General features: G+C 41.9%; 17 protein-coding genes, 2 tRNA genes and 3 rRNA genes. 2 read left to right on the forward strand and 20 right to left on the reverse strand.

Annotated features, from left to right (window positions below; all coding sequences use genetic code 11):
• Window positions 1-6 precede the first annotated feature (6 nt).
• The 7 genes from fabG to fabM all read right to left on the reverse strand — a co-directional run bounded on the left by fabG (window position 7) and on the right by fabM (window position 5,356).
• Window positions 7-741: a 3-oxoacyl-[acyl-carrier-protein] reductase gene (gene fabG / locus SM123_RS08630; protein WP_003010456.1), complete on the reverse strand. Its 735-nt coding sequence runs from the start codon at window positions 739-741 to the stop codon at window positions 7-9.
• 12 nt (window positions 742-753) lie between these two features.
• Window positions 754-1,674, reverse strand: a complete 921-nt coding sequence (fabD, locus tag SM123_RS08635) for an ACP S-malonyltransferase (RefSeq protein WP_049522747.1) — start codon at window positions 1,672-1,674, stop codon at window positions 754-756.
• Window positions 1,675-1,696: 22 nt separating this feature from the next.
• Entirely contained in the window at window positions 1,697-2,662 is a 966-nt protein-coding gene (gene fabK, locus SM123_RS08640; protein ID WP_320909438.1) for an enoyl-[acyl-carrier-protein] reductase FabK, read from the reverse strand.
• A gap of 114 nt (window positions 2,663-2,776) precedes the next feature.
• Complete coding sequence (locus tag SM123_RS08645; RefSeq protein WP_003003892.1) at window positions 2,777-3,001, reverse strand: acyl carrier protein; 225 nt, start codon at window positions 2,999-3,001, stop codon at window positions 2,777-2,779.
• A gap of 58 nt (window positions 3,002-3,059) precedes the next feature.
• Window positions 3,060-4,034: a beta-ketoacyl-ACP synthase III gene (locus tag SM123_RS08650; RefSeq protein WP_320909439.1), complete on the reverse strand. Its 975-nt coding sequence runs from the start codon at window positions 4,032-4,034 to the stop codon at window positions 3,060-3,062.
• Window positions 4,035-4,075: 41 nt separating this feature from the next.
• Window positions 4,076-4,468 (reverse strand): fatty acid biosynthesis transcriptional regulator FabT, encoded by a 393-nt coding sequence (gene fabT / locus SM123_RS08655; protein ID WP_320909440.1) that lies wholly within the window; start codon window positions 4,466-4,468, stop codon window positions 4,076-4,078.
• Between the two features lie 96 nt (window positions 4,469-4,564).
• A complete protein-coding gene (fabM, locus tag SM123_RS08660; RefSeq protein WP_045760237.1) occupies window positions 4,565-5,356 on the reverse strand; it encodes a trans-2-decenoyl-ACP isomerase in 792 nt (263 codons plus the stop codon).
• A gap of 240 nt (window positions 5,357-5,596) precedes the next feature.
• On the opposite strand from fabM, the gene SM123_RS08665 reads away from it, so the two are divergent.
• On the forward strand, window positions 5,597-6,952 hold the full coding sequence (locus tag SM123_RS08665; protein WP_320909441.1) for an aspartate kinase: 1,356 nt from the start codon (window positions 5,597-5,599) through the stop codon (window positions 6,950-6,952).
• 95 nt (window positions 6,953-7,047) lie between these two features.
• Here the strand turns inward: SM123_RS08665 and SM123_RS08670 are convergent.
• The 10 genes from SM123_RS08670 to SM123_RS08715 all read right to left on the reverse strand — a co-directional run bounded on the left by SM123_RS08670 (window position 7,048) and on the right by SM123_RS08715 (window position 18,769).
• Window positions 7,048-7,121: transfer RNA gene (locus tag SM123_RS08670), tRNA-Asn, on the reverse strand.
• Between the two features lie 5 nt (window positions 7,122-7,126).
• Window positions 7,127-7,242: ribosomal RNA gene (gene rrf / locus SM123_RS08675) — 5S ribosomal RNA — on the reverse strand.
• Between the two features lie 79 nt (window positions 7,243-7,321).
• Window positions 7,322-10,221: ribosomal RNA gene (locus SM123_RS08680) — 23S ribosomal RNA — on the reverse strand.
• Between the two features lie 123 nt (window positions 10,222-10,344).
• Window positions 10,345-10,417, reverse strand: a tRNA-Ala gene (locus SM123_RS08685).
• A gap of 53 nt (window positions 10,418-10,470) precedes the next feature.
• Window positions 10,471-12,018 (reverse strand): 16S ribosomal RNA (locus tag SM123_RS08690).
• The 16S, 23S and 5S rRNA genes sit together here with 2 tRNA genes alongside, the layout of an rRNA operon.
• Window positions 12,019-12,268: 250 nt before the next feature.
• Window positions 12,269-13,195: an ATP-binding cassette domain-containing protein gene (locus SM123_RS08695; protein ID WP_003010296.1), complete on the reverse strand. Its 927-nt coding sequence runs from the start codon at window positions 13,193-13,195 to the stop codon at window positions 12,269-12,271.
• A gap of 10 nt (window positions 13,196-13,205) precedes the next feature.
• On the reverse strand, window positions 13,206-14,273 hold the full coding sequence (locus SM123_RS08700; RefSeq protein ID WP_070665174.1) for an ABC transporter ATP-binding protein: 1,068 nt from the start codon (window positions 14,271-14,273) through the stop codon (window positions 13,206-13,208).
• 11 nt (window positions 14,274-14,284) lie between these two features.
• Window positions 14,285-15,211: an oligopeptide ABC transporter permease OppC gene (gene oppC, locus SM123_RS08705; protein ID WP_049488657.1), complete on the reverse strand. Its 927-nt coding sequence runs from the start codon at window positions 15,209-15,211 to the stop codon at window positions 14,285-14,287.
• A complete protein-coding gene (locus SM123_RS08710) occupies window positions 15,211-16,710 on the reverse strand; it encodes an ABC transporter permease (RefSeq protein ID WP_021154493.1) in 1,500 nt (499 codons plus the stop codon). The genes oppC and SM123_RS08710 overlap by 1 nt, the downstream gene beginning before the upstream one ends.
• 73 nt (window positions 16,711-16,783) lie before the next feature.
• Window positions 16,784-18,769 (reverse strand): peptide ABC transporter substrate-binding protein, encoded by a 1,986-nt coding sequence (locus SM123_RS08715; protein WP_070465015.1) that lies wholly within the window; start codon window positions 18,767-18,769, stop codon window positions 16,784-16,786.
• A gap of 205 nt (window positions 18,770-18,974) precedes the next feature.
• On the opposite strand from SM123_RS08715, the gene SM123_RS08720 reads away from it, so the two are divergent.
• Window positions 18,975-20,216 (forward strand): serine hydrolase, encoded by a 1,242-nt coding sequence (locus SM123_RS08720; protein ID WP_049475085.1) that lies wholly within the window; start codon window positions 18,975-18,977, stop codon window positions 20,214-20,216.
• Window positions 20,217-20,274: 58 nt separating this feature from the next.
• Here the strand turns inward: SM123_RS08720 and sufB are convergent, their stop codons facing one another.
• From sufB to SM123_RS08735, 3 genes are read right to left on the reverse strand one after another with little or no spacing between them, the layout of a single operon-like run.
• Entirely contained in the window at window positions 20,275-21,687 is a 1,413-nt protein-coding gene (sufB, locus tag SM123_RS08725) for a Fe-S cluster assembly protein SufB (protein WP_003010279.1), read from the reverse strand.
• Between the two features lie 32 nt (window positions 21,688-21,719).
• Window positions 21,720-22,154 (reverse strand): Fe-S cluster assembly sulfur transfer protein SufU, encoded by a 435-nt coding sequence (gene sufU / locus SM123_RS08730; protein WP_320909442.1) that lies wholly within the window; start codon window positions 22,152-22,154, stop codon window positions 21,720-21,722.
• On the reverse strand, window positions 22,141-23,367 hold the full coding sequence (locus tag SM123_RS08735) for a cysteine desulfurase (protein WP_023919307.1): 1,227 nt from the start codon (window positions 23,365-23,367) through the stop codon (window positions 22,141-22,143). The genes sufU and SM123_RS08735 overlap by 14 nt, the downstream gene beginning before the upstream one ends.

Below are 23,367 nucleotides of genomic sequence, written 5' to 3' on the forward strand. Positions count from 1 at the left end.
CATTCATTATTGCATAGTCATGCCGCCATCAATGGCAATTGTTTGACCAGTTAAATATTCTTGACCTGCCAAGAAAGCCGCAACTTCTGCCACTTCTTCAGCTTGACCAATTCGTTTCATTGGCACTTGAGCTAGCATGGCATCTTTCATTTTCTCTGGAATAGCGTCTGTCATATCTGATTCAATGAAACCAGGTGCAATGGCATTCACACGAACGCCACGAGCCGCAACTTCACGCGCAACGGATTTGGTAAAACCAATCAATCCAGCTTTTGAAGCTGCATAGTTCGCTTGACCAATATTCCCCATTAGACCAACAACAGAGGACATGTTGATAATGGCACCTTGACGCGCCTTAGACATTGGTTTTAAGACAGCTTGTGTCATATTGAAGGCACCAGTCAAGTTGATTTTCAAGACCCGTTCAAAATCTTCTTCAGTCATTTTCAACATCAACTTGTCATTTGTGATGCCAGCGTTATTGACCAAAACATCAACACTCCCAAGCTTTTCAATTGCTTCAGCCACCATACGTTGAGCATCTTCGCCATTCGAAATATCCCCAGAAATACCAACAACAGTCACACCATAGTCAGCAAACTGTGCAAGCAAGTCCTCAGAAATTTCAGAACGTCCATTTAGGACAACATTGGCACCGAGACTCGCAAATTTATGAGCCACAGCCAATCCAATTCCGCGTGTTGAACCTGTTACAAAAACATTTTTATTTTTAAGTTCCATCTTTACCTCGTTTTAAGCATTCAGAAGTGCATCTAGACTAGCCTGATCTTCGACGTTATGAGTTGGAAGAGTTTTATCAATTTTCTTCAAGAATCCTGACAAGACTTTTCCAGGTCCGATCTCGATGACTTCATCTACACCAAAGTCTTGAATCGTAGCAATTGAATCATAGAAACGAACCGGTTCTTTTACTTGACGGGCCAAAAGTGCTTTCACATCTTCTGACTTCATGATAGTAGCTTCTGTATTCCCAACTAAAGGAAGATCAAAATCATTAAATGATACTTTTTCTAGTTCAGCCGCCAATTTTTGACTAGCAGATTCCAGTAAGGCTGTGTGGAATGGACCTGACACATTCAAAGGGATCAAGCGTTTGGCACCTGCTTCCTGCAATAGTTCCACAGCATAGTCCACAGCTGCAACCTCACCACCAATCACAATTTGTGCGGGTGTATTGTAGTTAGCTGGTGTCACTACACCCTTTTCAGATGCTTGTTGACAAATCTCTTCGATCAAACTTGGATCTGTATTCATAACAGCAACCATTTTCCCACTTCCAGCGGGAGCTGCCGTTTCCATGAATTCACCTCGTTTCGCAACCAAAGCTACTGCATCTTCAAACGAAAGAGCTCCAGCCGCAACCAGGGCAGAATATTCCCCCAAAGAGAGGCCGGCAACAATATCAGGAGTGATACCATTTTCTACTAAGAGACGATAAATGGCTACTGACGTTGTCAAAATAGCTGGTTGAGTATAGCGTGTCTGATTCAGTTTTTCTTCGTTAGAATCAATCAATTCACGCAAATCATAACCTAGAATACGACTAGCCGTATCAAATGTCTCTTTAACAACGGGATAAGCCGCATACAAATCGCTCGCCATGCCCAATTTCTGAGCCCCTTGACCAGCAAATAAGAACGCACGTTTTGTCACTATCCTAATCCTTTCGACGTTTTTAGACGTTTACATCTGCCCAACGAGCAGCCTCTCTTTGAATCACCTTGGCTGCACCATAATAGATATCTTCTAGAATTTCAGCACAAGTTTCTTCCTTGCTGACAAGTCCAGCAATTTGACCTGCCATTACAGATCCATTGTCAACATCTCCATCAACAACGGCATTGCGAAGGGCACCTGCTCCTAATTCTTCAATTTCTTCTTGAGTCTTCTTACCTGCCAAGAAATCTTTTTCAGCTTGGTTATAGGCAGAAGCCAATTTATTCTTGATCGCACGAACAGGGTGTCCAACAACTGATGCTGAAACTACCGTATCAATATCTTTCGCTTTCAAGATTTTATTCTTAAAGTTTTGGTGAGCATTAGATTCTTTAGCAACCACGAAACGAGTTCCCACCTGAACAGCTTCGGCACCTAACATAAAGACAGCTGCAGCACCAGCACCATCAGCGACACCTCCAGCACCAATTACTGGAATAGAAACAGCTTCAACCACTTGACGAACCAAGGTCATAGTCGTCAATTTACCAATGTGACCTCCAGCTTCCATTCCTTCTGCAATCATTGCATCGGCACCCAATTTTTCCATCCGTTTTGCAAGGGCAACAGATGGAACAACAGGAATGACAGTGATCCCTGCTTCATGGAAACGATCCATGTATTTCCCAGGATTTCCAGCTCCAGTTGTAACAACTTTTACACCTTCTTCAATCACCAGGTCAACAATGTCATCCGCGAATGGGGACAAAAGCATGATATTTACACCAAAAGGCTTATCTGTAATAGACTTCACCTTATCAATGTTAGCCTTTACAACTTCTTTTGGAGCGTTCCCGCCACCAATGATTCCAAGACCACCGGCGTTTGATACTGCTCCAGCCAAGTCACCATCAGCGACCCATGCCATCCCACCTTGGAAGATTGGATATTTAATATTCAATAGTTCAGTAATTCGTGTTTGCATTATACCTACCTCTTTTTTCGCTTAAGTAATAGTTTGAGTTTAAAAGATTGTTTCTTTGAGCCTCAAACTATTACCTAAACAAGAGAGAATATCTTTCGATACTCTCATCTATCATTATTTTGTTTTTTCTTCTACGTAAGCGACAAGGTCACCAACTGTAGACAACCCTTCTTCAGTTTCGATTTGGATGTCAAAAGCATCTTCAATTTCAGAGATAACTTGGAACAAATCCAATGAATCTGCTTCTAAATCTTCGAATGTAGATTCAAGAGTTACTTCTGATGGTTCTTTACCAAGTTCTTCAACGATAATTTCTTGTACTTTTTCAAATACTGCCATAATAGGCCTCCTTAAAAAATAATATATAAATTTTTAAAATGTGTTTCCACATGTTTAACTAGATTGTAACAAGAAGTGTGCCCCATGTCAAACCTCCACCGAATCCTGTCAGAAGAATTTTTTGACTTCCATCCATCTTGATTCGATGATTCTCGACACACTCCGATAATAGAATGGGGATACTAGCAGCACTAGTGTTCCCATATTCCATCATATTTGCTGGGATTTTCTCTCTAGAGACACCCAGTTTTTTTGACATCTTATCTAACATTCGGTCATTCGCCTGGTGTAACAGAAAATAGTCAATCTCTTCTGCTTCCATAGAGGCGTCTACTATAATTTTTTGAATACTTTTCGTGACATCACGAATGGCAAAATCAAAAACTGCCCGTCCATCCATTGTCAGATATCTTCGATCAAAAACGTCATCTGAATAAGGGGAAGACAGACCCAAATAGCAAGACTCAAGACTAGCACCTCGGCTACCATCTGTAAAAAGATTCTCAGCCAAAAACGATTTTTGATCGCTTGCTTCAAGCAAGACACCACCAGCTCCATCTCCAAAAAGGACTGAAGTGGAACGGTCTGACCAGTCTAATACTTTTGAAAGCGTCTCACTACCGATCACAATTCCTCGCCGGTACATACCTGAAGAAATGTATTTTTCAGCAGTGGCTAATGCAAATACAAATCCGCTACATGCTGCAGTCAGATCAAAGGCAAAAGCTCGAGAAGCTCCAATATTAGCTTGTACCCGGGCTGCAGTTGATGGCATTAAGCTATCTGGTGTAATCGTAGCAACAACGATGAAATCAATTTCCTCAGCATCTAAGTTTGCTTTTGCTAATAATCTTTGTGCAACAATTGTTGCTAGATCACTTGTCGTCTCATCTTTTGAAATGTGACGCCGAAGGATACCTGTCCGACTACTGATCCATTCATCACTTGTATCCATGATCTCAGCCAAATCATCATTTGATACGACTTGGTCAGGTGCATAATGAGCAACTTGACTAATTTTAGCAAAGACCATTATTTAATTTCCTCCAAGAAACGATACAGATTTTGCAATCCTTATTGCATCACTTTCTTCTCTTCGGGACTCATATCTCCAATAATCTGGTTGACCATCCGTTTATGGAATTGCTGATGAAGACGATAAAGTAGACGACCGTTCTTCGTTAAACTCAAGTGTACAACCCGACGATCAACTTCCGATCTTCTTCTTTCGATATACCCTTTGCGCTCAAGATTATTCAAACTTGTCGTGACAGTCCCCAAAGTCACCATCAACTCCCGTGAAATATCACTCGGGGTTGCATTCGGTGTCGAACCAATCACATCGATCGTATGCATTTCTTTAATAGAAACATCTTTGAATCGACTTGCTCTTAGGCTCGACTCCTCAATAACCAAAACATTATTAAAGATGGATGTTAAATAGTCGTTAACTAATTGGTAATTCAAAACTCCACCTCCTAATTTTACTTTGATAGTCAAATTTTATCAAAAATGAAAATAATTTGCAAGCATTTTTTCACAAAACATAGAAAAATTACAAATTTATTTTCCTTTAAATTGTGGCCGACGTTTCTCAGAGTAGGCAATAACCCCTTCCTTGAAATCTTCTGTAAATGCTAGTTTCTTTTGCAAATCCAATTCAAGACCCGCATATTGGTCCCATTCTTTCAAGAATGCTTCCCAAACCATTTCTTTCATGGCAGCATAAGAATTTGAAGATCCTCTTCTTAATTTTTTAAGCAATTGCTCAACTGTTTTATCGAGTCTTTCAGATTCACAAACACGATAAGCTAGACCATAATCAAATGCCTTTTCAGCAGTCAAGGCTTCACCCGTCATTACTAAATGAGTAGCCCGAGACATGCCAATGGCTTTTCCTAACAAGAATAACCCACCCGCATCCGGTGCTAAACCAACCCCAACAAAGGCTTGGATAAATTTAGTACGATCACTAATAATACAAAAATCAACAGCTACTGCAATGTTAGCAGCTGCTCCAGCAACCGCTCCATCTGCCATCATAATAACCGGTTTTGGCAATTGCTTGATTTTCTTTGAAATCGTATTAACTAATTCGGCAATTAAAACAAGAGACTCGATGTCATCCGCATCGACTGCTCGTTTCATTTCGCTTAAATCTCCACCAACTGAAAAGATTTTCCCTTCTGCTGATAGAATAATGAATTTTACTTCCTCATTTTTTTCTGCATCTTCCAGGGCAGCTAAAATTTCCTGACACATTGGAATGTTAAAACCATTGGATACTTCAGGACGATTTAAAGAGATTGTCGCGAGGTCGTTTTCGACAGAATACAAAATTGTTTCAAACATCACAGACTCCTTTTGTTTAAATATAAAATATTTTGATATTAAAACTTTTGAATTATAACATATCATACCACAAAAAAGTAAAATAGTAAAATATATCTATAAGATGTAACAAAATTGTAAAATTTGAATAATTACAATTTCTCTCCTCTACAGAATCAATTATTTTATGCCCTATCTGTAAATACATTGTATCAATAACTGAACTTTGATATAATGTATTAATGAAACTATTAAGGAGAAAATATGAAAGTAACTAAATTCGGTGGAAGTTCTCTAGCATCAGCTTCTCAATTAAAAAAAGTACTTGATATCATTAAAGATGATCCAGAAAGAAGATTTGTAGTTGTATCAGCTCCAGGCAAACGCAACGCTGAAGATACAAAAGTAACAGACGCTCTGATCCGGTATTATAAAGAATTTACTTCAGATAAGGATGTCACACAAACACAACAGTGGATTATTGAACGTTATCGTGCCATTACAGAAGAATTGGGTCTCAAAGATTCCATTATTCAAGAAATTGCTGAAGATATCTATGATTTAACAAATTTACCTAAAAAAGGGAATCCATTCACATACGATGCATTCCTAGCAGCAGGCGAAAATAACAATGCTAAACTCATTGCTGCTTATTTCAATCAAAATGGATTAGAAGCAAGATACATCCATCCAAAAGAGGCAGGGATTACAGTCACTGCAGAACCTTCCAACGCTCGTATATTACCATCTAGTTACGATAAAATTGAAGAACTAAAAGACTCAAGTGAAGTGATTGTCATTCCAGGATTCTTTGGTGTTACTCAAGATGGTAATATTTGTACATTTTCTCGTGGTGGATCTGATATTACTGGATCGATCATTGCAGCAGGTGTAAAAGCAGACTTATACGAAAACTTTACAGACGTAAATGGTATCTTTGCAGCACATCCAGGTATTATTAAACACCCACATTCTATTCCTGAATTAACCTACAAAGAAATGCGTGAATTAGCCTATGCTGGTTTTTCAGTCTTACATGATGAAGCACTTGTTCCAGCATACAGAGGTAAAATTCCATTAGTCATTAAAAATACAAATAATCCAGACCACCCTGGAACCCGCATTGTTTTGGAACATTCAAATGATCATGTGACTGTTGTAGGGATTGCAGGTGATTCAGGATTCGTTAGTATTAACACTACAAAATACCTTATGAACCGCGAAGTCGGTTTTGGTCGAAAAGTCCTTCAAATTTTAGAAGATCTCAATATCAGTTGGGACCATATGCCAACAGGAATTGATGATTTATCCATCATTTTGCGTTCACGTGAACTGACTCCAATCAAAGAACAAGAGATTCTGAAACAATTAACACAAAAGCTAGAAGTTGACACAGCCGAAATTGAACATGATCTTTCCATCATTATGATTGTTGGTGAGAAAATGAAGAGTCAAGTGGGGGTTACCGCCACTGCAGCCAAAGCACTATCAGAAAATGAAGTGAATATTCAAATGATCTCGCAAGGTTCTAGTGAAGTTTCCATTATGTTCGTTGTAAGTAAAGATCAAGAAGAAAAAGCAATTAAAGCCTTATATCAAGCATTTTTCCCAAATAACTAAATAGAGAAAAGCTCCGTTAACTAAACGGAGCTTTAATTAACATTAAAATGAAAAGTAAAAAAGAGATCAATTACCTGATCTCTTTTTTTTCTATACTCCGCCAGTAGGACTCGAACCTACGACATCATGATTAACAGTCATGCGCTACTACCAACTGAGCTATGGCGGAATCAAGCTAAGCGACTACCTTATCTCACAGGGGGCAACCCCCAACTACTTCCGGCGTTCTAGGGCTTAACTGCTGTGTTCGGCATGGGTACAGGTGTATCTCCTAGGCTATCGTCACTTAACTCTGAATGATTAAACATTCAAAATTGAACATCTATATTCTAACAAGTTAACCTTTCGTTGTCAATATCTTCTGACTCTTTGGATAAGTCCTCGAGCTATTAGTATTAGTCCGCTCCATTGCTCACACAACTTCCACTCCTAACCTATCTACCTGATCTTCTCTCAGGGCTCTTACTGATATAAAATCATGGGAAATCTCATCTTGAGGTGGGTTTCACACTTAGATGCTTTCAGCGTTTATCCCTTCCCTACATAGCTACCCAGCGATGCCTCTGGCGAGACAACTGGTACACCAGCGGTAAGTCCACTCTGGTCCTCTCGTACTAGGAGCAGATCCTCTCAAATTTCCTACGCCCGCGACGGATAGGGACCGAACTGTCTCACGACGTTCTGAACCCAGCTCGCGTGCCGCTTTAATGGGCGAACAGCCCAACCCTTGGGACCGACTACAGCCCCAGGATGCGACGAGCCGACATCGAGGTGCCAAACCTCCCCGTCGATGTGAACTCTTGGGGGAGATAAGCCTGTTATCCCCAGGGTAGCTTTTATCCGTTGAGCGATGGCCCTTCCATACGGAACCACCGGATCACTAAGCCCGACTTTCGTCCCTGCTCGAGTTGTAGCTCTCGCAGTCAAGCTCCCTTATACCTTTACACTCTGCGAATGATTTCCAACCATTCTGAGGGAACCTTTGGGCGCCTCCGTTACCTTTTAGGAGGCGACCGCCCCAGTCAAACTGCCCGTCAGACACTGTCTCCGTAGATGATGAACCTACCGGGTTAGAGTGGCCATAACACAAGGGTAGTATCCCAACAACGCCTCCATCGAAACTGGCGTCCCGATCTCAATGGCTCCTACCTATCCTGTACATGTGGCACAGACACTCAATATCAAACTGCAGTAAAGCTCCATGGGGTCTTTCCGTCCTGTCGCGGGTAACCTGCATCTTCACAGGTACTAAAATTTCACCGAGTCTCTCGTTGAGACAGTGCCCAAATCATTACGCCTTTCGTGCGGGTCGGAACTTACCCGACAAGGAATTTCGCTACCTTAGGACCGTTATAGTTACGGCCGCCGTTTACTGGGGCTTCAATTCATACCTTCGCTTACGCTAAGCACTCCTCTTAACCTTCCAGCACCGGGCAGGCGTCACCCCCTATACATCATCTTACGATTTAGCAGAGAGCTGTGTTTTTGATAAACAGTTGCTTGGGCCTATTCACTGCGGCTGACTTAAAGCCAGCACCCCTTCTCCCGAAGTTACGGGGTCATTTTGCCGAGTTCCTTAACGAGAGTTCTCTCGCTCACCTGAGGCTACTCGCCTCGACTACCTGTGTCGGTTTGCGGTACGGGTAGAGTATGATTAACGCTAGAAGCTTTTCTTGGCAGTGTGACGTCACTAACTTCGCTACTAAACTTCGCTCCCCATCACAGCTCAATGTTACAGAATTAAGCATTTAACTCAATTCACACCTCACTGCTTAGACGTGCACTTCCAGTCGCACGCTTTAGTTAGCCTACTGCGTCCCTCCTTCACTACATACTCTAGTACAGGAATATCAACCTGTTGTCCATCGGATACACCTTTCGGTCTCTCCTTAGGTCCCGACTAACCCAGGGCGGACGAGCCTTCCCCTGGAAACCTTAGTCTTACGGTGGACAGGATTCTCACCTGTCTTTCGCTACTCATACCGGCATTCTCACTTCTATGCGTTCCAGCGCTCCTCACGGTACACCTTCTCCACACATAGAACGCTCTCCTACCATACCTATAAAGGTATCCACAGCTTCGGTAAATTGTTTTAGCCCCGGTACATTTTCGGCGCAGGGTCACTCGACTAGTGAGCTATTACGCACTCTTTGAATGAATAGCTGCTTCTAAGCTAACATCCTAGTTGTCTGTGCAACCCCACATCCTTTTCCACTTAACAATTATTTTGGGACCTTAGCTGGTGGTCTGGGCTGTTTCCCTTTCGACTACGGATCTTAGCACTCGCAGTCTGACTGCCGACCATAATTCATTGGCATTCGGAGTTTATCTGAGATTGGTAATCCGGGATGGACCCCTCACCCAAACAGTGCTCTACCTCCAAGAATCTTAATGTCGACGCTAGCCCTAAAGCTATTTCGGAGAGAACCAGCTATCTCCAAGTTCGTTTGGAATTTCTCCGCTACCCACAAGTCATCCAAGCACTTTTCAACGTGCCCTGGTTCGGTCCTCCAGTGAGTTTTACCTCACCTTCAACCTGCTCATGGGTAGGTCACATGGTTTCGGGTCTACGACATAATACTAACTCGCCCTATTCAGACTCGGTTTCCCTACGGCTCCGTCTCTTCAACTTAACCTCGCATCATATCGTAACTCGCCGGTTCATTCTACAAAAGGCACGCTCTCACCCATTAACGGGCTCGAACTTGTTGTAGGCACACGGTTTCAGGTTCTATTTCACTCCCCTCCCGGGGTGCTTTTCACCTTTCCCTCACGGTACTGGTTCACTATCGGTCACTAGAGAGTATTTAGGGTTGGGAGATGGTCCTCCCAGATTCCGACGGGATTTCTCGTGTCCCGCCGTACTCAGGATACTGCTAGGTATAAAGACTATTTCGAATACGAGGCTCTTACTCTCTTTGGCTGACCTTCCCATGTCATTCTTCTATAATCTTTAAGTCCACATTGCAGTCCTACAACCCCGAAGAGTAAACTCTTCGGTTTGCCCTCCTGCCGTTTCGCTCGCCGCTACTCAGGCAATCGCTTTTGCTTTCTCTTCCTGCAGCTACTTAGATGTTTCAGTTCACTGCGTCTTCCTCTACCTATCCTTAACAGATAGGAGTACTAGCCATCAGCTAGTGGGTTCCCCCATTCGGACATCTCTGGATCGTCGCTTACTTACAGCTCCCCAAAGCATTTCGTCGTTTGTCACGTCCTTCTTCGGCTTCTAGTGCCAAGGCATCCACCGTGCGCCCTTATTAACTTAACCTTATTTTTGGTCTTACGACCTAAACTCTTTAAATATTTACAGCGTTTCGGTTTATTTTCTTGTTACTATTTGATATAGATATTCAATTTTCAATGTTCAATCTTAACACCCTTACAGTGTTAATGGAGCCTAGCGGGATCGAACCGCTGACCTCCTGCGTGCAAAGCAGGCGCTCTCCCAGCTGAGCTAAGGCCCCACAAGACCTCTCAAAACTAAACAAGACCAACGTACAGGTTTCCATTTCCTTAGAAAGGAGGTGATCCAGCCGCACCTTCCGATACGGCTACCTTGTTACGACTTCACCCCAATCATCTATCCCACCTTAGGCGGCTGGCTCCAAAAGGTTACCTCACCGACTTCGGGTGTTACAAACTCTCGTGGTGTGACGGGCGGTGTGTACAAGGCCCGGGAACGTATTCACCGCGGCGTGCTGATCCGCGATTACTAGCGATTCCGACTTCATGTAGGCGAGTTGCAGCCTACAATCCGAACTGAGACTGGCTTTAAGAGATTAGCTTGCCGTCACCGACTCGCGACTCGTTGTACCAGCCATTGTAGCACGTGTGTAGCCCAGGTCATAAGGGGCATGATGATTTGACGTCATCCCCACCTTCCTCCGGTTTATTACCGGCAGTCTCGCTAGAGTGCCCAACTGAATGATGGCAACTAACAATAGGGGTTGCGCTCGTTGCGGGACTTAACCCAACATCTCACGACACGAGCTGACGACAACCATGCACCACCTGTCACCTCTGTCCCGAAGGAAAACTCTATCTCTAGAGCGGTCAGAGGGATGTCAAGACCTGGTAAGGTTCTTCGCGTTGCTTCGAATTAAACCACATGCTCCACCGCTTGTGCGGGCCCCCGTCAATTCCTTTGAGTTTCAACCTTGCGGTCGTACTCCCCAGGCGGAGTGCTTAATGCGTTAGCTGCGGCACTGAGTCCCGGAAAGGACCCAACACCTAGCACTCATCGTTTACGGCGTGGACTACCAGGGTATCTAATCCTGTTTGCTCCCCACGCTTTCGAGCCTCAGCGTCAGTTACAGACCAGAGAGCCGCTTTCGCCACCGGTGTTCCTCCATATATCTACGCATTTCACCGCTACACATGGAATTCCACTCTCCCCTTCTGCACTCAAGTTAAACAGTTTCCAAAGCGTACTATGGTTAAGCCACAGCCTTTAACTTCAGACTTATCTAACCGCCTGCGCTCGCTTTACGCCCAATAAATCCGGATAACGCTCGGGACCTACGTATTACCGCGGCTGCTGGCACGTAGTTAGCCGTCCCTTTCTGGTAAGTTACCGTCACAGTGTGAACTTTCCACTCTCACACTCGTTCTTCTCTTACAACAGAGCTTTACGATCCGAAAACCTTCTTCACTCACGCGGCGTTGCTCGGTCAGGGTTGCCCCCATTGCCGAAGATTCCCTACTGCTGCCTCCCGTAGGAGTCTGGGCCGTGTCTCAGTCCCAGTGTGGCCGATCACCCTCTCAGGTCGGCTATGTATCGTCGCCTTGGTGAGCCGTTACCTCACCAACTAGCTAATACAACGCAGGTCCATCTCTTAGTGATGCAATTGCACCTTTCAAATCAATATCATGCGATATCGACTTTTATGCGGTATTAGCTATCGTTTCCAATAGTTATCCCCCGCTAAGAGGCAGGTTACCTACGCGTTACTCACCCGTTCGCAACTCATCCGCTCGGTGCAAGCACCAAGCTTCAGCGTTCTACTTGCATGTATTAGGCACGCCGCCAGCGTTCATCCTGAGCCAGGATCAAACTCTCATTAAAATAATTGTTTGTCTTAAACTCATTCTGTCACTGACAGATTTATTGTTTTTTATTGTTCAGTTACTATAACCTTAGTTATAGCGCCCTGCACATTGGTTCGTCTTGTTCAGTTTTCAAAGGTCTTTGTCGCTCTCGCGCGACAACTATATTAGTATATCATGACCTACCCTTACTGTCAACACTTTTTCTTAAAAAAATTTATTTTTTTGAATGTTTTTTTGAAATAAAGAAAATAGAGAGGGAATCCTCTCTATTTATATTCTTGTCTGTATTTGTTTTCTTCAGCTTTGTTAGCCCATACATAATGACCTGGTTTAATTTCAACCATTTGTGGTTTATCTTCAGAATAATCATGTTGTTCTGGATCGTAGATTTTTAGAACTTTTTTACGTTCTAGAATTGGATCTGGAATTGGGACAGCTGAAAGTAGGGATTGTGTGTATGGATGGATTGGGTGGTTAAATAGCTCTTCAGTTTCTGCTACTTCTACAATAACCCCTTTATAGATAACTGCAATACGGTCGGAAATGAAGCGTACAACTGACAAGTCATGGGCGATAAAGAGGTAGGTCAAGCCTAATTCTCTTTGGAATTTTTTCAAAAGGTTCAAGACCTGTGCACGTACTGAAACGTCAAGAGCTGAGATTGGTTCATCCGCAATGACAAATTCTGGTTCCATGACAAGTGCACGGGCAATACCGATCCGTTGACGTTGCCCACCTGAGAATTCGTGAGGATAACGTGTCAAATGTTCTGCTAGAAGCCCAACTTCATGCATAATATTTTTTACTTTTTCCTGACGTTCTTCTTCGCTGTTAAACAAATGGTGGTTGATCAAACCTTCAGAGATAATATAATCAACTGTTGCACGTTCATTCAAACTTGCTGCTGGGTCTTGGAAGATCATTTGAATTTTACGGATCAACTCTGATTTTTCACTATGAGAGTTTTTTCCGTTGATCTTGCGACCGTCATAAATAATTTCTCCAGCACTTGTATCATTCAAACCGATGATCGCACGCCCAATTGTTGTCTTACCACTTCCTGATTCACCAACAAGAGAGAACGTTTCTCCCTTATTAATGAAAAAGTTGGCGTTCTTTACAGCAACGAATTTTTTACTTCCTTCACCGAAGGAAATTTCTAAATCTTTAATTTCAACTAATTTTTCAGTCATTTCCTTCCTCCTATTCTGTAATTTGAGTGAAGCCCATTTTTGAGCCAATCTTTTCGTGAAGGTTTTCGATTACTTCTGGTTTATGAACTGTTGGTGCATCTGGATGGAGCAACCATGTCTTAGCCCAGTGAGTATCGGTCACTTTGAAAGCAGGTGCCTCTTCTTCAAAATCAATCTGCATTGCATAGTCTGAACGAAGTGCGAAGGCATCTCCTTTAATTGGAGCATACAATGATGGCGGAGTTCCTGGAATAGAGTAAAGATCACCATCTGAGGTTGACAATTGAGGCAAGCTTGAAAGCAAGCTCCATGTGTATGGATGTTTTGGATCGTAGAAAATTTCTTCTACTTTACCAAACTCAACAATTTCTCCAGCATACATAACGGCTACTTTATCTGCAATACTTGCAACCACACCTAAGTCGTGGGTGATAAAGATAACTGTAAATTGGTATTCTTTTTGAAGGGATTTCAACAAATCAATGATTTGCGCTTGAATGGTTACGTCAAGGGCTGTTGTTGGTTCATCACAGATCAAGATATCTGGACGGCAGGCTAAGGCGATGGCAATAACGATCCGTTGACGCATCCCACCTGAATATTGAAATGGATACTCATCAAAACGACGTTCCGCATCTGGAATTCCAACTTTCTCCATATAGTCCAATGCCATTTCTTTAGCTTCTTTAGCTGTTTTCCCTTGGTGTTTGATAATGACTTCTGTAATTTGTGAACCAATTGTGTTGATTGGGTCCAAACTTGTCATTGGGTCTTGGAAAATTGTAGCGATCTTAGACCCACGAATATTTTCCCAATCTTTATTCGATTTCAAATCTGTCAATTCTTGACCACGGTATTTAATCGAACCTTGGGCAATACGGCCGTTATCTTCTAACATTCCGGTGAATGTTTTTGTCAAAACTGATTTCCCTGAACCTGACTCACCAACCAAGGCAAGAACTTCACCTTCTACTAGCTCAAGCGATACGCCACGAATCGCTGTCAGTACGCGATCGCGCACGTCAAATTCCACTACGATATCTTGAGCAGATAAAATAATATTGTTATTTGATGTCATATCTACTCCTCCTATCTATGTGTACGTGGGTCGCTGGCATCGGCCAAGTTTTGTCCGACGATAAAGAATGACAAGGATACTAAAATCAAAACAGTAAGCGGAATCCAGAATAGGTAGGCATTTGTAGTTACGTTTTGAGAATAGTCAGAAATCAACCGTCCCAAACTTGGAACTGTGATTGGAAGACCAAGTCCGAAGAAGGAAAGGAAGGCTTCGTAAGAAATAAAGCTTGGAAGCAACTGTGATGTTTGTGTCACGATAACAGATACCAATTGAGGTAAAATATTTTTCGTAACAATTTTCATTGTTGGTGTTCCTAATGTTCGGCTGGCAAGGTTGTACTCCAAATCACGGTAACGCATGATTTGGACACGAATGGTATAAGCAATTCCGATCCATCCTGTTAAGGACATGGCAAGAATCAAGTTCCAGAAACCAGATCCCATTGAGTAAGTCAAGACGATAACGATCAACATAAATGGAATGTTTGAAATAACGTTATAAACTTCCATCATGATACGGTCGATAGATTTTGAGATCCCCCAAATTCCACCAACGATAACTCCGACTACCACGTTAATAACAGTTGCGATGAAGGAAATGATAATTGAATTCCGAGCACCAAACCAAACTCCATCAAAGAGGGATTTACCGTTATTATCTGTACCAAAGAAAGCTTTGGCACTTGGTGGATTCAAACGTGCTGAAAAGTCATTTACCTTACTTACGTCGTTGTAATCAAAATTTGAAAACATAGGATAGACAAAACTCATCAAGAGAATCCCAATCAAAATAGCAAGCATAATGATCGTGGTTCTTTTCTTCAAGAACTGTCTAAATACAGATTTCCAGTATGAATACGCTGGAGCATCGATTACTTCAGAGGCAAAGTCATCGCGTTTTACAAACTGAAATTTATTTTTATCGATTGTAGCCATTATTTGCCTCCTTTCGTATTCGTTAATTTAATCCGTGGATCAAGCACTGTCATCAAGATATCACCTAACATGGCAGCAAAGATACCAAGTGATGTGAAGATGAAGACAAGTCCGATGACCATGGTGTTGTTTGATGCTTTAATAGAGTCAATCAACATTTTACCCATACCTGGGAAAGCGAAGACTGTTTCAGTCAACGTCGCACCTGAGATAACTCCAATGATAGAACCTGGAATACCAGATACCAATGGAACCATCGCATTTTTGAAGATGTGTTTTCTTGAGATCTCACGTTCTGACAATCCTTTTGAACGAGCAAAACGGACGAAATCTTGCGAATGGATATCTATCATGTAACGACGAATCCAAACTGCGATAAATGGCGCACTCAACAAACCAAGAATCAGAGACGGCAATACATATGAACGCCAGTCCTGTGCTCCAAGTACTGGGAATGAGTCTGGAAGTCCAACAAATGAACCTGCTAGACGCACAATGTAAACAAGGGCAATAGTTGGAAGAGACATCATAAATGTCAAGGTTGCTGTTGAGATGCTATCAAACCATGAGTTCTTGAAAAGAGCCATGTAAGATCCTAATGGGATCGCAATCAAGTAAGCAATCGCAATACCAATTAAACCAATGATTGAAGAAGATGCAATCATTGATGGATTCTCATAGTTGCTCAACGTTGCTGTATAAGCGTCCCCTTTACCAAATCGACTGATGTCTTGTGAGTCTGCCTTACTTGGTGATTTGTAGGTACGTGAGTAGATATCGATTGAAGATGTCTTTTTACCTGTTGGGAAGTTCACTTCACTCTTCTTAGTCGTTCCTTGTCCTTGGGTAATAACTTGAAGAACAGGGGTATTTGAATAAGTTGGATATGAATTTCCAAGGTTTAAGGTTACAAAGTTTTGGTGTACATATGGGAATTGACCATTAAAGTACAAGAGGTATTTGTGTTTCGTACCAGAACCTACTACTGACCAACCAATAGATGGATCATTTTCAATACGGATATAGCGTTTGAGGTTTGGATTTGAGGCATCTTTCACCCAACCTGGATGATCAAACTGAATCAAATTCGCATAGAAGCTGATGACACGTTCAAAAACCGGAATTTCACGCACCGCATAGAAAGACTTACTTTCCGGGAAACGTTTCAACTGCCAACCATGACCTAATTTGTTAATGTATTCCTTATAGATCTTTTCATTAGCAGTCGTCGCATCAACTGTTACAGAAGAATCTTCTTTACTTGCTTTTTGTTGCAAGCTCTTTGAATCCATGTATTCCAAATAACCCATGCGATCGTAGACTGTATTTTCGTAGTTGATCTTCGAATCCTTTGTCTTCGCTACTTTATTGTAGTTAGGGTCATTTTTAAAGATGAGATTTCTCGGTGTTAGCGTATAGATAATCATGTAGGTTAATGTCGTGACGAGAAAGATCGACACTAACGAACGCAAAATACGCATAAAAACATATTTTTTCATATTTCATTCCTTTAATGTCCAAAAGAACTTTCTCCCCTAGAAGAGAAAGTTCTAATGAAAATCAATAATTTAATTATTTAACGTGTTTTTCAAGATCTTGTTGAGCTTTTTTGTTTGACTCAGCTTTTTCTTTTTGCCATTTCTTAAGGGCTTCATCGTATTGTTTCTTAGTAACCGGCTCATCTTGAACTTCAACGTATTTCAAGTATGTTGAACCTTTGTTACCTGTTTGTGATGATGGTTCAGAGAATGGAACTACCTTAGAAACAACTGTTGCAGCACCTGTACTTGACATCGTTGGAATAACAATCGCACTATCTGTCAACCAAGCTTGAGCTGCTGCGTATTTTTCATAACGTTTCACAACATCTTGTGTTTCGTTGTTTGCATCGTCAAGAAGTTTTGCAAACTCATCCAAACCTACAGCTTTTGCTGATGGGTTATCTACACCACCTGCAAAACCAAGGTAAACTTTTGTTTGGTCCTCAGAAGCTGGTTGAAGAGTATCAAGGTAAGTTGATGGATCATCATAGTCTGGGTTCCATCCTACCATTCCTTGAAGATCCCAGTCTGCGTCTGCAGCTGATGGCACATTCAAAGTAATATTCAACACTTCGTCTGAGTCCATCATTTGAAGATCAAGAACGACATTGTCTTTACCAAGAGTATCTTCCACAGTTTGTTTCAGAGATTGCATCCGTGAAACAAAGTTTGTAGAATTTTGTGCTACCGGTACATCAATATGAATTGGGAATTGAACACCATCTTTTTGAAGTTCAGCTTTGGCTTTTTCAAGTTGTGCTTTCGCTTTATCTTTGTTGTAAAGACCATCTTGACCATCTGCAAGGTTGATACCCTTCCATTGGTCTCCATAAGTAGTCAACTTATCTGCAACTACATTTCCGAAGTCTTTTCCATCTACTTGTACGAATGCAGGTGCAACATATGTATTACGGATAGCTGGTTTAGCAAATTCTTTACCATTGACTTGTGCTGAGTAGCTTTCACGGTTCAAGGCAAAAGTGACGGCCTGACGGAAATCTTTGTTCAAAATTGCTTTCTTAGTAGAAGATTTTTCAGCATCGGATTTCTTAGCAGTGTGTTTGTAAGATTGACGATCAAGGTTAAAGCCAAGAACTGCTACACCTGATCCTGCTGGTGTAGTAAAGATATCGTCTTTATATTTTTTCTCTACAGTTGCAAAGTTTGAACTTGCAGGGAAAAGGCGAGCTTTTGTATAAGCACCATCAGAGAATCCACGTGCCAATGAATCTTGGTCTGATCCATCGTAATAAGTATATTTTACTTCTTTCAGGTGAACGTTTTTCTTATCCCAGTAGTTGTCATTCTTTTCAAATACAACAGATGATTTTGAAGTGATTGATTTAAGAAGGAAAGGTCCGTTTGCAAGGATTGACTTCACATCGTTTGGTTGACCAAAATCATCTCCCTTACTCTTCAAGAACTCTGTGCTTATTGGGAACAAAATTCCGTTAGTCGTTTTAGAGTTCCAGAAAGTTTCAGGTTTGTTCAATGTGTATTGAAGTGTGTAATCATCAACCGCTTTGACACCAACTTGGCTGAAGTCTGTAGTTTTTCCTTGCACATAATCATCCAAGCCTTTGATTGAGCCTTGAACTAGTGGAAGTTCTTCTGATTTTTTATCAGCAGCGTGTTTCAAACCAGTCACGAAGTCTTTGGCAGTCACTTCGCCGTGTTCTTCACCATCCGCATCATACCATTTGACACCTTTACGAATCTTGTAGGTATAAGTCAAACCATCTTTAGAAACAGACCAGTCTTCCGCAAGTGAAGGTACAAGGTTACCGTATTTATCATTTTCTAACAAACCGTCTACCACATTTGTAGTGATGTCATGGGTAGCAGCTTTAGAAGAAATTGTATAGTCCAAAGTTGTTGGATCTGAAGTGTAGACATAACCATAGTTTTTGTCTTCGCCTGAGCTTGCTTTGCTAGTATTTGAACTAGAACATGCAGCTAACAATCCAGCTGCAAGGAGTGTTACTCCGGCAACTGCGAATACTTTACCTTTTTTCATAGGAATTCTCCAATAGTTTTTTTAGATTTGTTTAAGATTATATCACAAGTAGAAAAAAAAGTAAACTAAATTTTCTGAATATTTGCTTCAACACCATCCAAAAACCTTGCTATGATTGACTTTTTAGCCTAATTGATGATTTTACGATTTTCCATTAATCATTTGTATGATACAATAGAGTGGACTAAGCAACGAGGAAACAACTGTGAAAAAATTCTTTCTTTCTTTTTTAACCTTCATCCTGCTGTTATGCAGTTTACCTTATCATGTCGTTCTAGCAGACGATCTAGATCTTCCTGCTCAAAGTGCTATTGCTGTTGAAGCTGATACAGGTAAAATCTTATATGAAAAGGATTCAGAGAAAAAGCGAGATGTGGGGGGACTATCTACACTCTTGACCACTTATCTGATTTTCGAAGCCATTCATGAAAAAAAACTTTCTCTAAAAGATCCTATCAAACTGTCTGAGAAAGCTCTAGCCTTAAATGATATCGAAGGTGCTGGTACTCTTCCTATGGAAGCGAACCAATATACAGTTGAACAGTTATTGACTGCTCTTTTAGTTGGAAATTCTAGCACTGCTGCCTTGGCCTTAGCTGAGAAAGTGGGTGGCTCTGAGAAAAGCTTCGTTGAAAAAATGAAGCAAAAACTTGCTGAATGGGGCATTCAATCTCCTCATTTAATCAATGCTACCGGATTAAATACTCAAACCATCAGTGGAGATCCTGGAGGGAAAGAAGACGAAAATCAATTGAGTGCTTATGATATTGCTGTTATTGCCAAGCACTTACTCCAGGATTTTCCTGAAGTGACCAAATATACTTCAAAGCCCACTGCTCTTTTTTCAAACACGCAGATTGAAAACCCCAATCTGATGCTAGAAGGCATGCCGAATTACCGTTCGGGAGTCGACGGCCTTCGGGTCAGCAACTCTACCAAAGGTGGCATCACCTTTGCTGCATCGACGACGCAAAATGGCATCCATATGATCACGGTTGTCCTAGGAGTTGAGGCAGTTGACGGTGATCCCTATGCACGCTTTGTGGCTACTTCTTCTCTGATGAACTACGTGGTACGGACCTTTGTTTCTTCCATTGTCGTTAAAGAAGGAGATCCCTACGGAAAAAGTAAGGCAACTGTCATGGATGGGAAATCCGAGACTGTTTTAGCTGTTGCAAAAAAAGACTTCTATATCGTTGAAAAACAAGGTAGTCAAGCAGAACCAAAAATTCAATTCAAGAGTGACCAAGAATCATTCCGAGCACCTGTCAAATCAGGCACAAATCTTGGAAAATTACACTACACTGATCCAGATAAAATCGGACGTGGCTACTTAGAAGATCAAGAGCCAACGGTCGATATGGTATCGGGAAGAACCATTGAGAAAAGCTTTTTCTTAAAGGTTTGGTGGAATGAATTTGTTCGTTATGTCAACGAAAAGCTATAAGCAAAAAAATCACAATGGAGTCAAATCCATTGTGATTTTATTTTGCTATTAAAACGAATTATCCTACAGATCCTTCCATTTCGTAGCTAATGAGTCGGTTTAACTCAACGGCGTATTCCATTGGAAGTTCTTTTGTAAAGGGCTCTACAAATCCCATGACAATCATTTCTGTCGCTTCTGATTCAGACAAACCACGACTCATCAAATAATACAGTTGTTCTTCTGAGATTTTTGAAACCTTGGCTTCGTGCTCCAAAGCAACTTGTGAGTTGTGGATTTCATTAAATGGAATCGTATCTGATGCAGATAAATCATCCATGATAATGGTGTCACACTCGATGTGAGAAACTGATTTCTTGGAATTTTTGTTAAAGGTAACTTGTCCACGGTAGTCTACCTTTCCGCCACCTTTCGCGATGGATTTAGATACGATAGACGAGCTAGTGTGAGGGGCATTGTGGATCATCTTGGCACCTGTATCTTGGTGTTGACCTGCATTCGCAAAGGCAATGGACAACATGGTCCCGCGCGCTCCTTCTCCATCTAGATAAACAGATGGGTACTTCATGGTTGTCTTCGCACCTAGGTTTCCATCGATCCACTCAACTGTAGCATCTTTTTGGGCTTTGGCCCGCTTGGTGACCAAGTTATAGACATTGTCAGACCAGTTTTGGATAGTCGTGTAGCGCATATAAGCACCATCCAAGGCAAAGATCTCAACAATCGCTGCATGGAGGCTATTGCTTGAGTAGGTCGGCGCTGTACAGCCTTCTACATAGTGGACACTTGCTCCCTCATCCACAATAATCAAAGTGCGCTCAAACTGACCTGTATTTTCATTGTTGATACGGAAGTAAGTTTGAAGTGGGACGTCTACTTTTACACCTTTTGGTACATAAATGAAGGTTCCACCAGACCAGACTGCTGAGTTAAGGGCAGCCAATTTGTTGTCCGTTGGTGGTACTAACTTCGCAAAATACTGTTTGAAAAGGTCTGGATATTCTTTTAGGGCAGAATCCGTATCGGTAAAGATAATCCCCAACTTTTCAAACTCTTCTTTCATATTGTGGTAAACCACTTCTGATTCATACTGAGCAGAAGCCCCCGCTAAGTAAGCACGTTCCGCTTCAGGAATCCCGATACGCTCAAAGGTTTCCTTGATTTTCTCTGGGACTTCGTCCCATGAACGGGCAGGTTTATCCGAAGGTTTTTGATAATAGATCAAATCATCAAAGTCAATTTCTGATAGATCGGCTCCCCAGGTTTGCATGGGCATCTTTTTGAAGGTTTCAAAAGATTTCAAACGGAATTCGAGCATCCATTCTGGTTCATTTTTTGCTGCAGACAATTCACGAATAACCGCTTCATTCAATCCCTTCCCGGTAGAGAGAATGGGTTGAACGTCATCGTGAAATCCAAATTTATATTCACCGAGATCAATTGGTTTCGGTTCGACTCTTTCTTCAGCCATAATTTCCTTTCTTTCTCTGTTTCTTCTTTTAATTATTTGCTACGTTCGATCGCTTTTTTAAGAGCATTCCAGGAGAGGGTCGCACATTTAATCCGTTGTGGAAATTTTGAGACTCCAGATAAAAAGGCTGCGTCTCCTAATTCCTCTTGGCGAGGATCTGACTTCCCTTGGACCATTTCTGAAAAGACCTGCGCCAATTCTTCGACTTCCTCTATTGTTTTTCCCATTACAGCATCTGTCATCATGCTAGCTGAAGCTGTTGAGATCGTACAGCCTGAATTCACAAAGGCAATATCTTCCACCCTGTCATTCTCATCAAATTTCACACTTAACTGGATCACATCTCCACAAGTTGGATTGTTGAGTTGGATCTGATCAACATCTTCAATCTGCCCTTGGTGATGGGGGTGTTTTGAATGGTCAGCTACGACCGCCATGTACAGCGAATCTAATTTAGAAAGTGCCATTGAAAAACTCCTTTGCTTTGATCAATGCCTCAATTAATTTATCACAGTCCGCTTTGGTGTTGTAGATATAAAAACTTGCTCTCGTTGTCGCTGGGACTTGTAGGTATTGAAGGAGCGGTTGTGCACAGTGGTGACCTGCACGAACAGCAATCCCTTCATAATCTAATGCTGTTGCCAAGTCATGCGGATGGAGATCTCCTAGATTAAAGGAAATGACGCCAGAACGTTGGGCTAAGTCTTGGGAACCATAGATGGTCAAACCTTCGATAGCCTGTAATTTTGGAAACACATAGGCAATCAATTCTTGCTCATGCGCTTCTACCTGTTCCATCCCCAGCTCTTCTAAGTAATCGATTGCTGCACCAAGTCCAATTGCACCCGCCATATTAGGGGTTCCAGCTTCAAATTTCCAAGGTAATTCCTTCCAAGAGGCAGATTGCTCGTAAACAAAGTCAATCATCTCGCCCCCAAACTCGATCGGAGACATTTGCTCTAATATTTCTTCCTTCCCATAGAGGACACCAATCCCTGTTGGTGCAGCCATCTTATGGCCAGAAAAAGCAAAGAAATCCGCATCTAAGTCTTGTACATCAATGGCCATATGAGGGGTTGATTGAGCCCCATCTACGACCATTATCGCTCCAACTTCATGAGCTAATCGAGCAATTTCCTTGATCGGATTGACCACCCCTAAGACATTTGAAGCATGGGTGATAGAGACAAATTTTGTCTTCTCACTAAGCTTGCTCTTTAAGTCCTGCATATCCAGTAAGCCATCTTTTAGATAGACATAGACCAGTTTTGCTCCTGTTTTCTTGCAGGCTTGCTGCCAAGGAATGATGTTGGAGTGATGTTCCATGATGGAAATCAGGACTTCATCCCCTTCCTTTAGGACTTCTTCTGCATAGCGGGCTACCCAGTTGAGTCCGGTCGTTGTTCCTCTTGTAAAGAGCACTTCCTTGGTTGATGAAGCGTTGATAAATTTTCTGACTTTCTCACGCGCCGCCTCATAAGCAGCTGTCGCTCGTTCAGCCAAGGTATGGACTCCACGATGGACATTGGCGTTATCTTGCAAATAATAGTGATTGACTGCTTCAAGAACACGTTTAGGTTTTTGCGTCGTCGCTGCATTATCTAGATAAACCAAAGGCTCATCGTGGACTAGTTGATCGAGAATGGGAAAATCTTGAGCAATCGTATTTTTATCTAGCAT

The organism is Streptococcus sp. S5, assembly GCF_034134805.1.
Lineage (GTDB): Bacteria > Bacillota > Bacilli > Lactobacillales > Streptococcaceae > Streptococcus > Streptococcus lingualis.

Coding starts and splice junctions, on each gene's coding strand:
- sufU (WP_320909442.1), bottom strand. CDS start 22,154: ATGGCACTTTCTAAATTAGATTCGCTGTACATGGCGGTCGTAGCTGAC.
- SM123_RS08695 (WP_003010296.1), bottom strand. CDS start 13,195: ATGACTGAAAAATTAGTTGAAATTAAAGATTTAGAAATTTCCTTCGGT.
- SM123_RS08735 (WP_023919307.1), bottom strand. CDS start 23,367: ATGCTAGATAAAAATACGATTGCTCAAGATTTTCCCATTCTCGATCAA.
- oppC (WP_049488657.1), bottom strand. CDS start 15,211: ATGGCTACAATCGATAAAAATAAATTTCAGTTTGTAAAACGCGATGAC.
- fabG (WP_003010456.1), bottom strand. CDS start 741: ATGGAACTTAAAAATAAAAATGTTTTTGTAACAGGTTCAACACGCGGA.
- SM123_RS08715 (WP_070465015.1), bottom strand. CDS start 18,769: ATGAAAAAAGGTAAAGTATTCGCAGTTGCCGGAGTAACACTCCTTGCA.
- SM123_RS08700 (WP_070665174.1), bottom strand. CDS start 14,273: ATGACATCAAATAACAATATTATTTTATCTGCTCAAGATATCGTAGTG.
- SM123_RS08645 (WP_003003892.1), bottom strand. CDS start 3,001: ATGGCAGTATTTGAAAAAGTACAAGAAATTATCGTTGAAGAACTTGGT.
- sufB (WP_003010279.1), bottom strand. CDS start 21,687: ATGGCTGAAGAAAGAGTCGAACCGAAACCAATTGATCTCGGTGAATAT.
- SM123_RS08650 (WP_320909439.1), bottom strand. CDS start 4,034: ATGGTCTTTGCTAAAATTAGTCAAGTTGCTCATTATGCACCTGACCAA.
- SM123_RS08665 (WP_320909441.1), top strand. CDS start 5,597: ATGAAAGTAACTAAATTCGGTGGAAGTTCTCTAGCATCAGCTTCTCAA.
- fabK (WP_320909438.1), bottom strand. CDS start 2,662: ATGCAAACACGAATTACTGAACTATTGAATATTAAATATCCAATCTTC.
- SM123_RS08710 (WP_021154493.1), bottom strand. CDS start 16,710: ATGAAAAAATATGTTTTTATGCGTATTTTGCGTTCGTTAGTGTCGATC.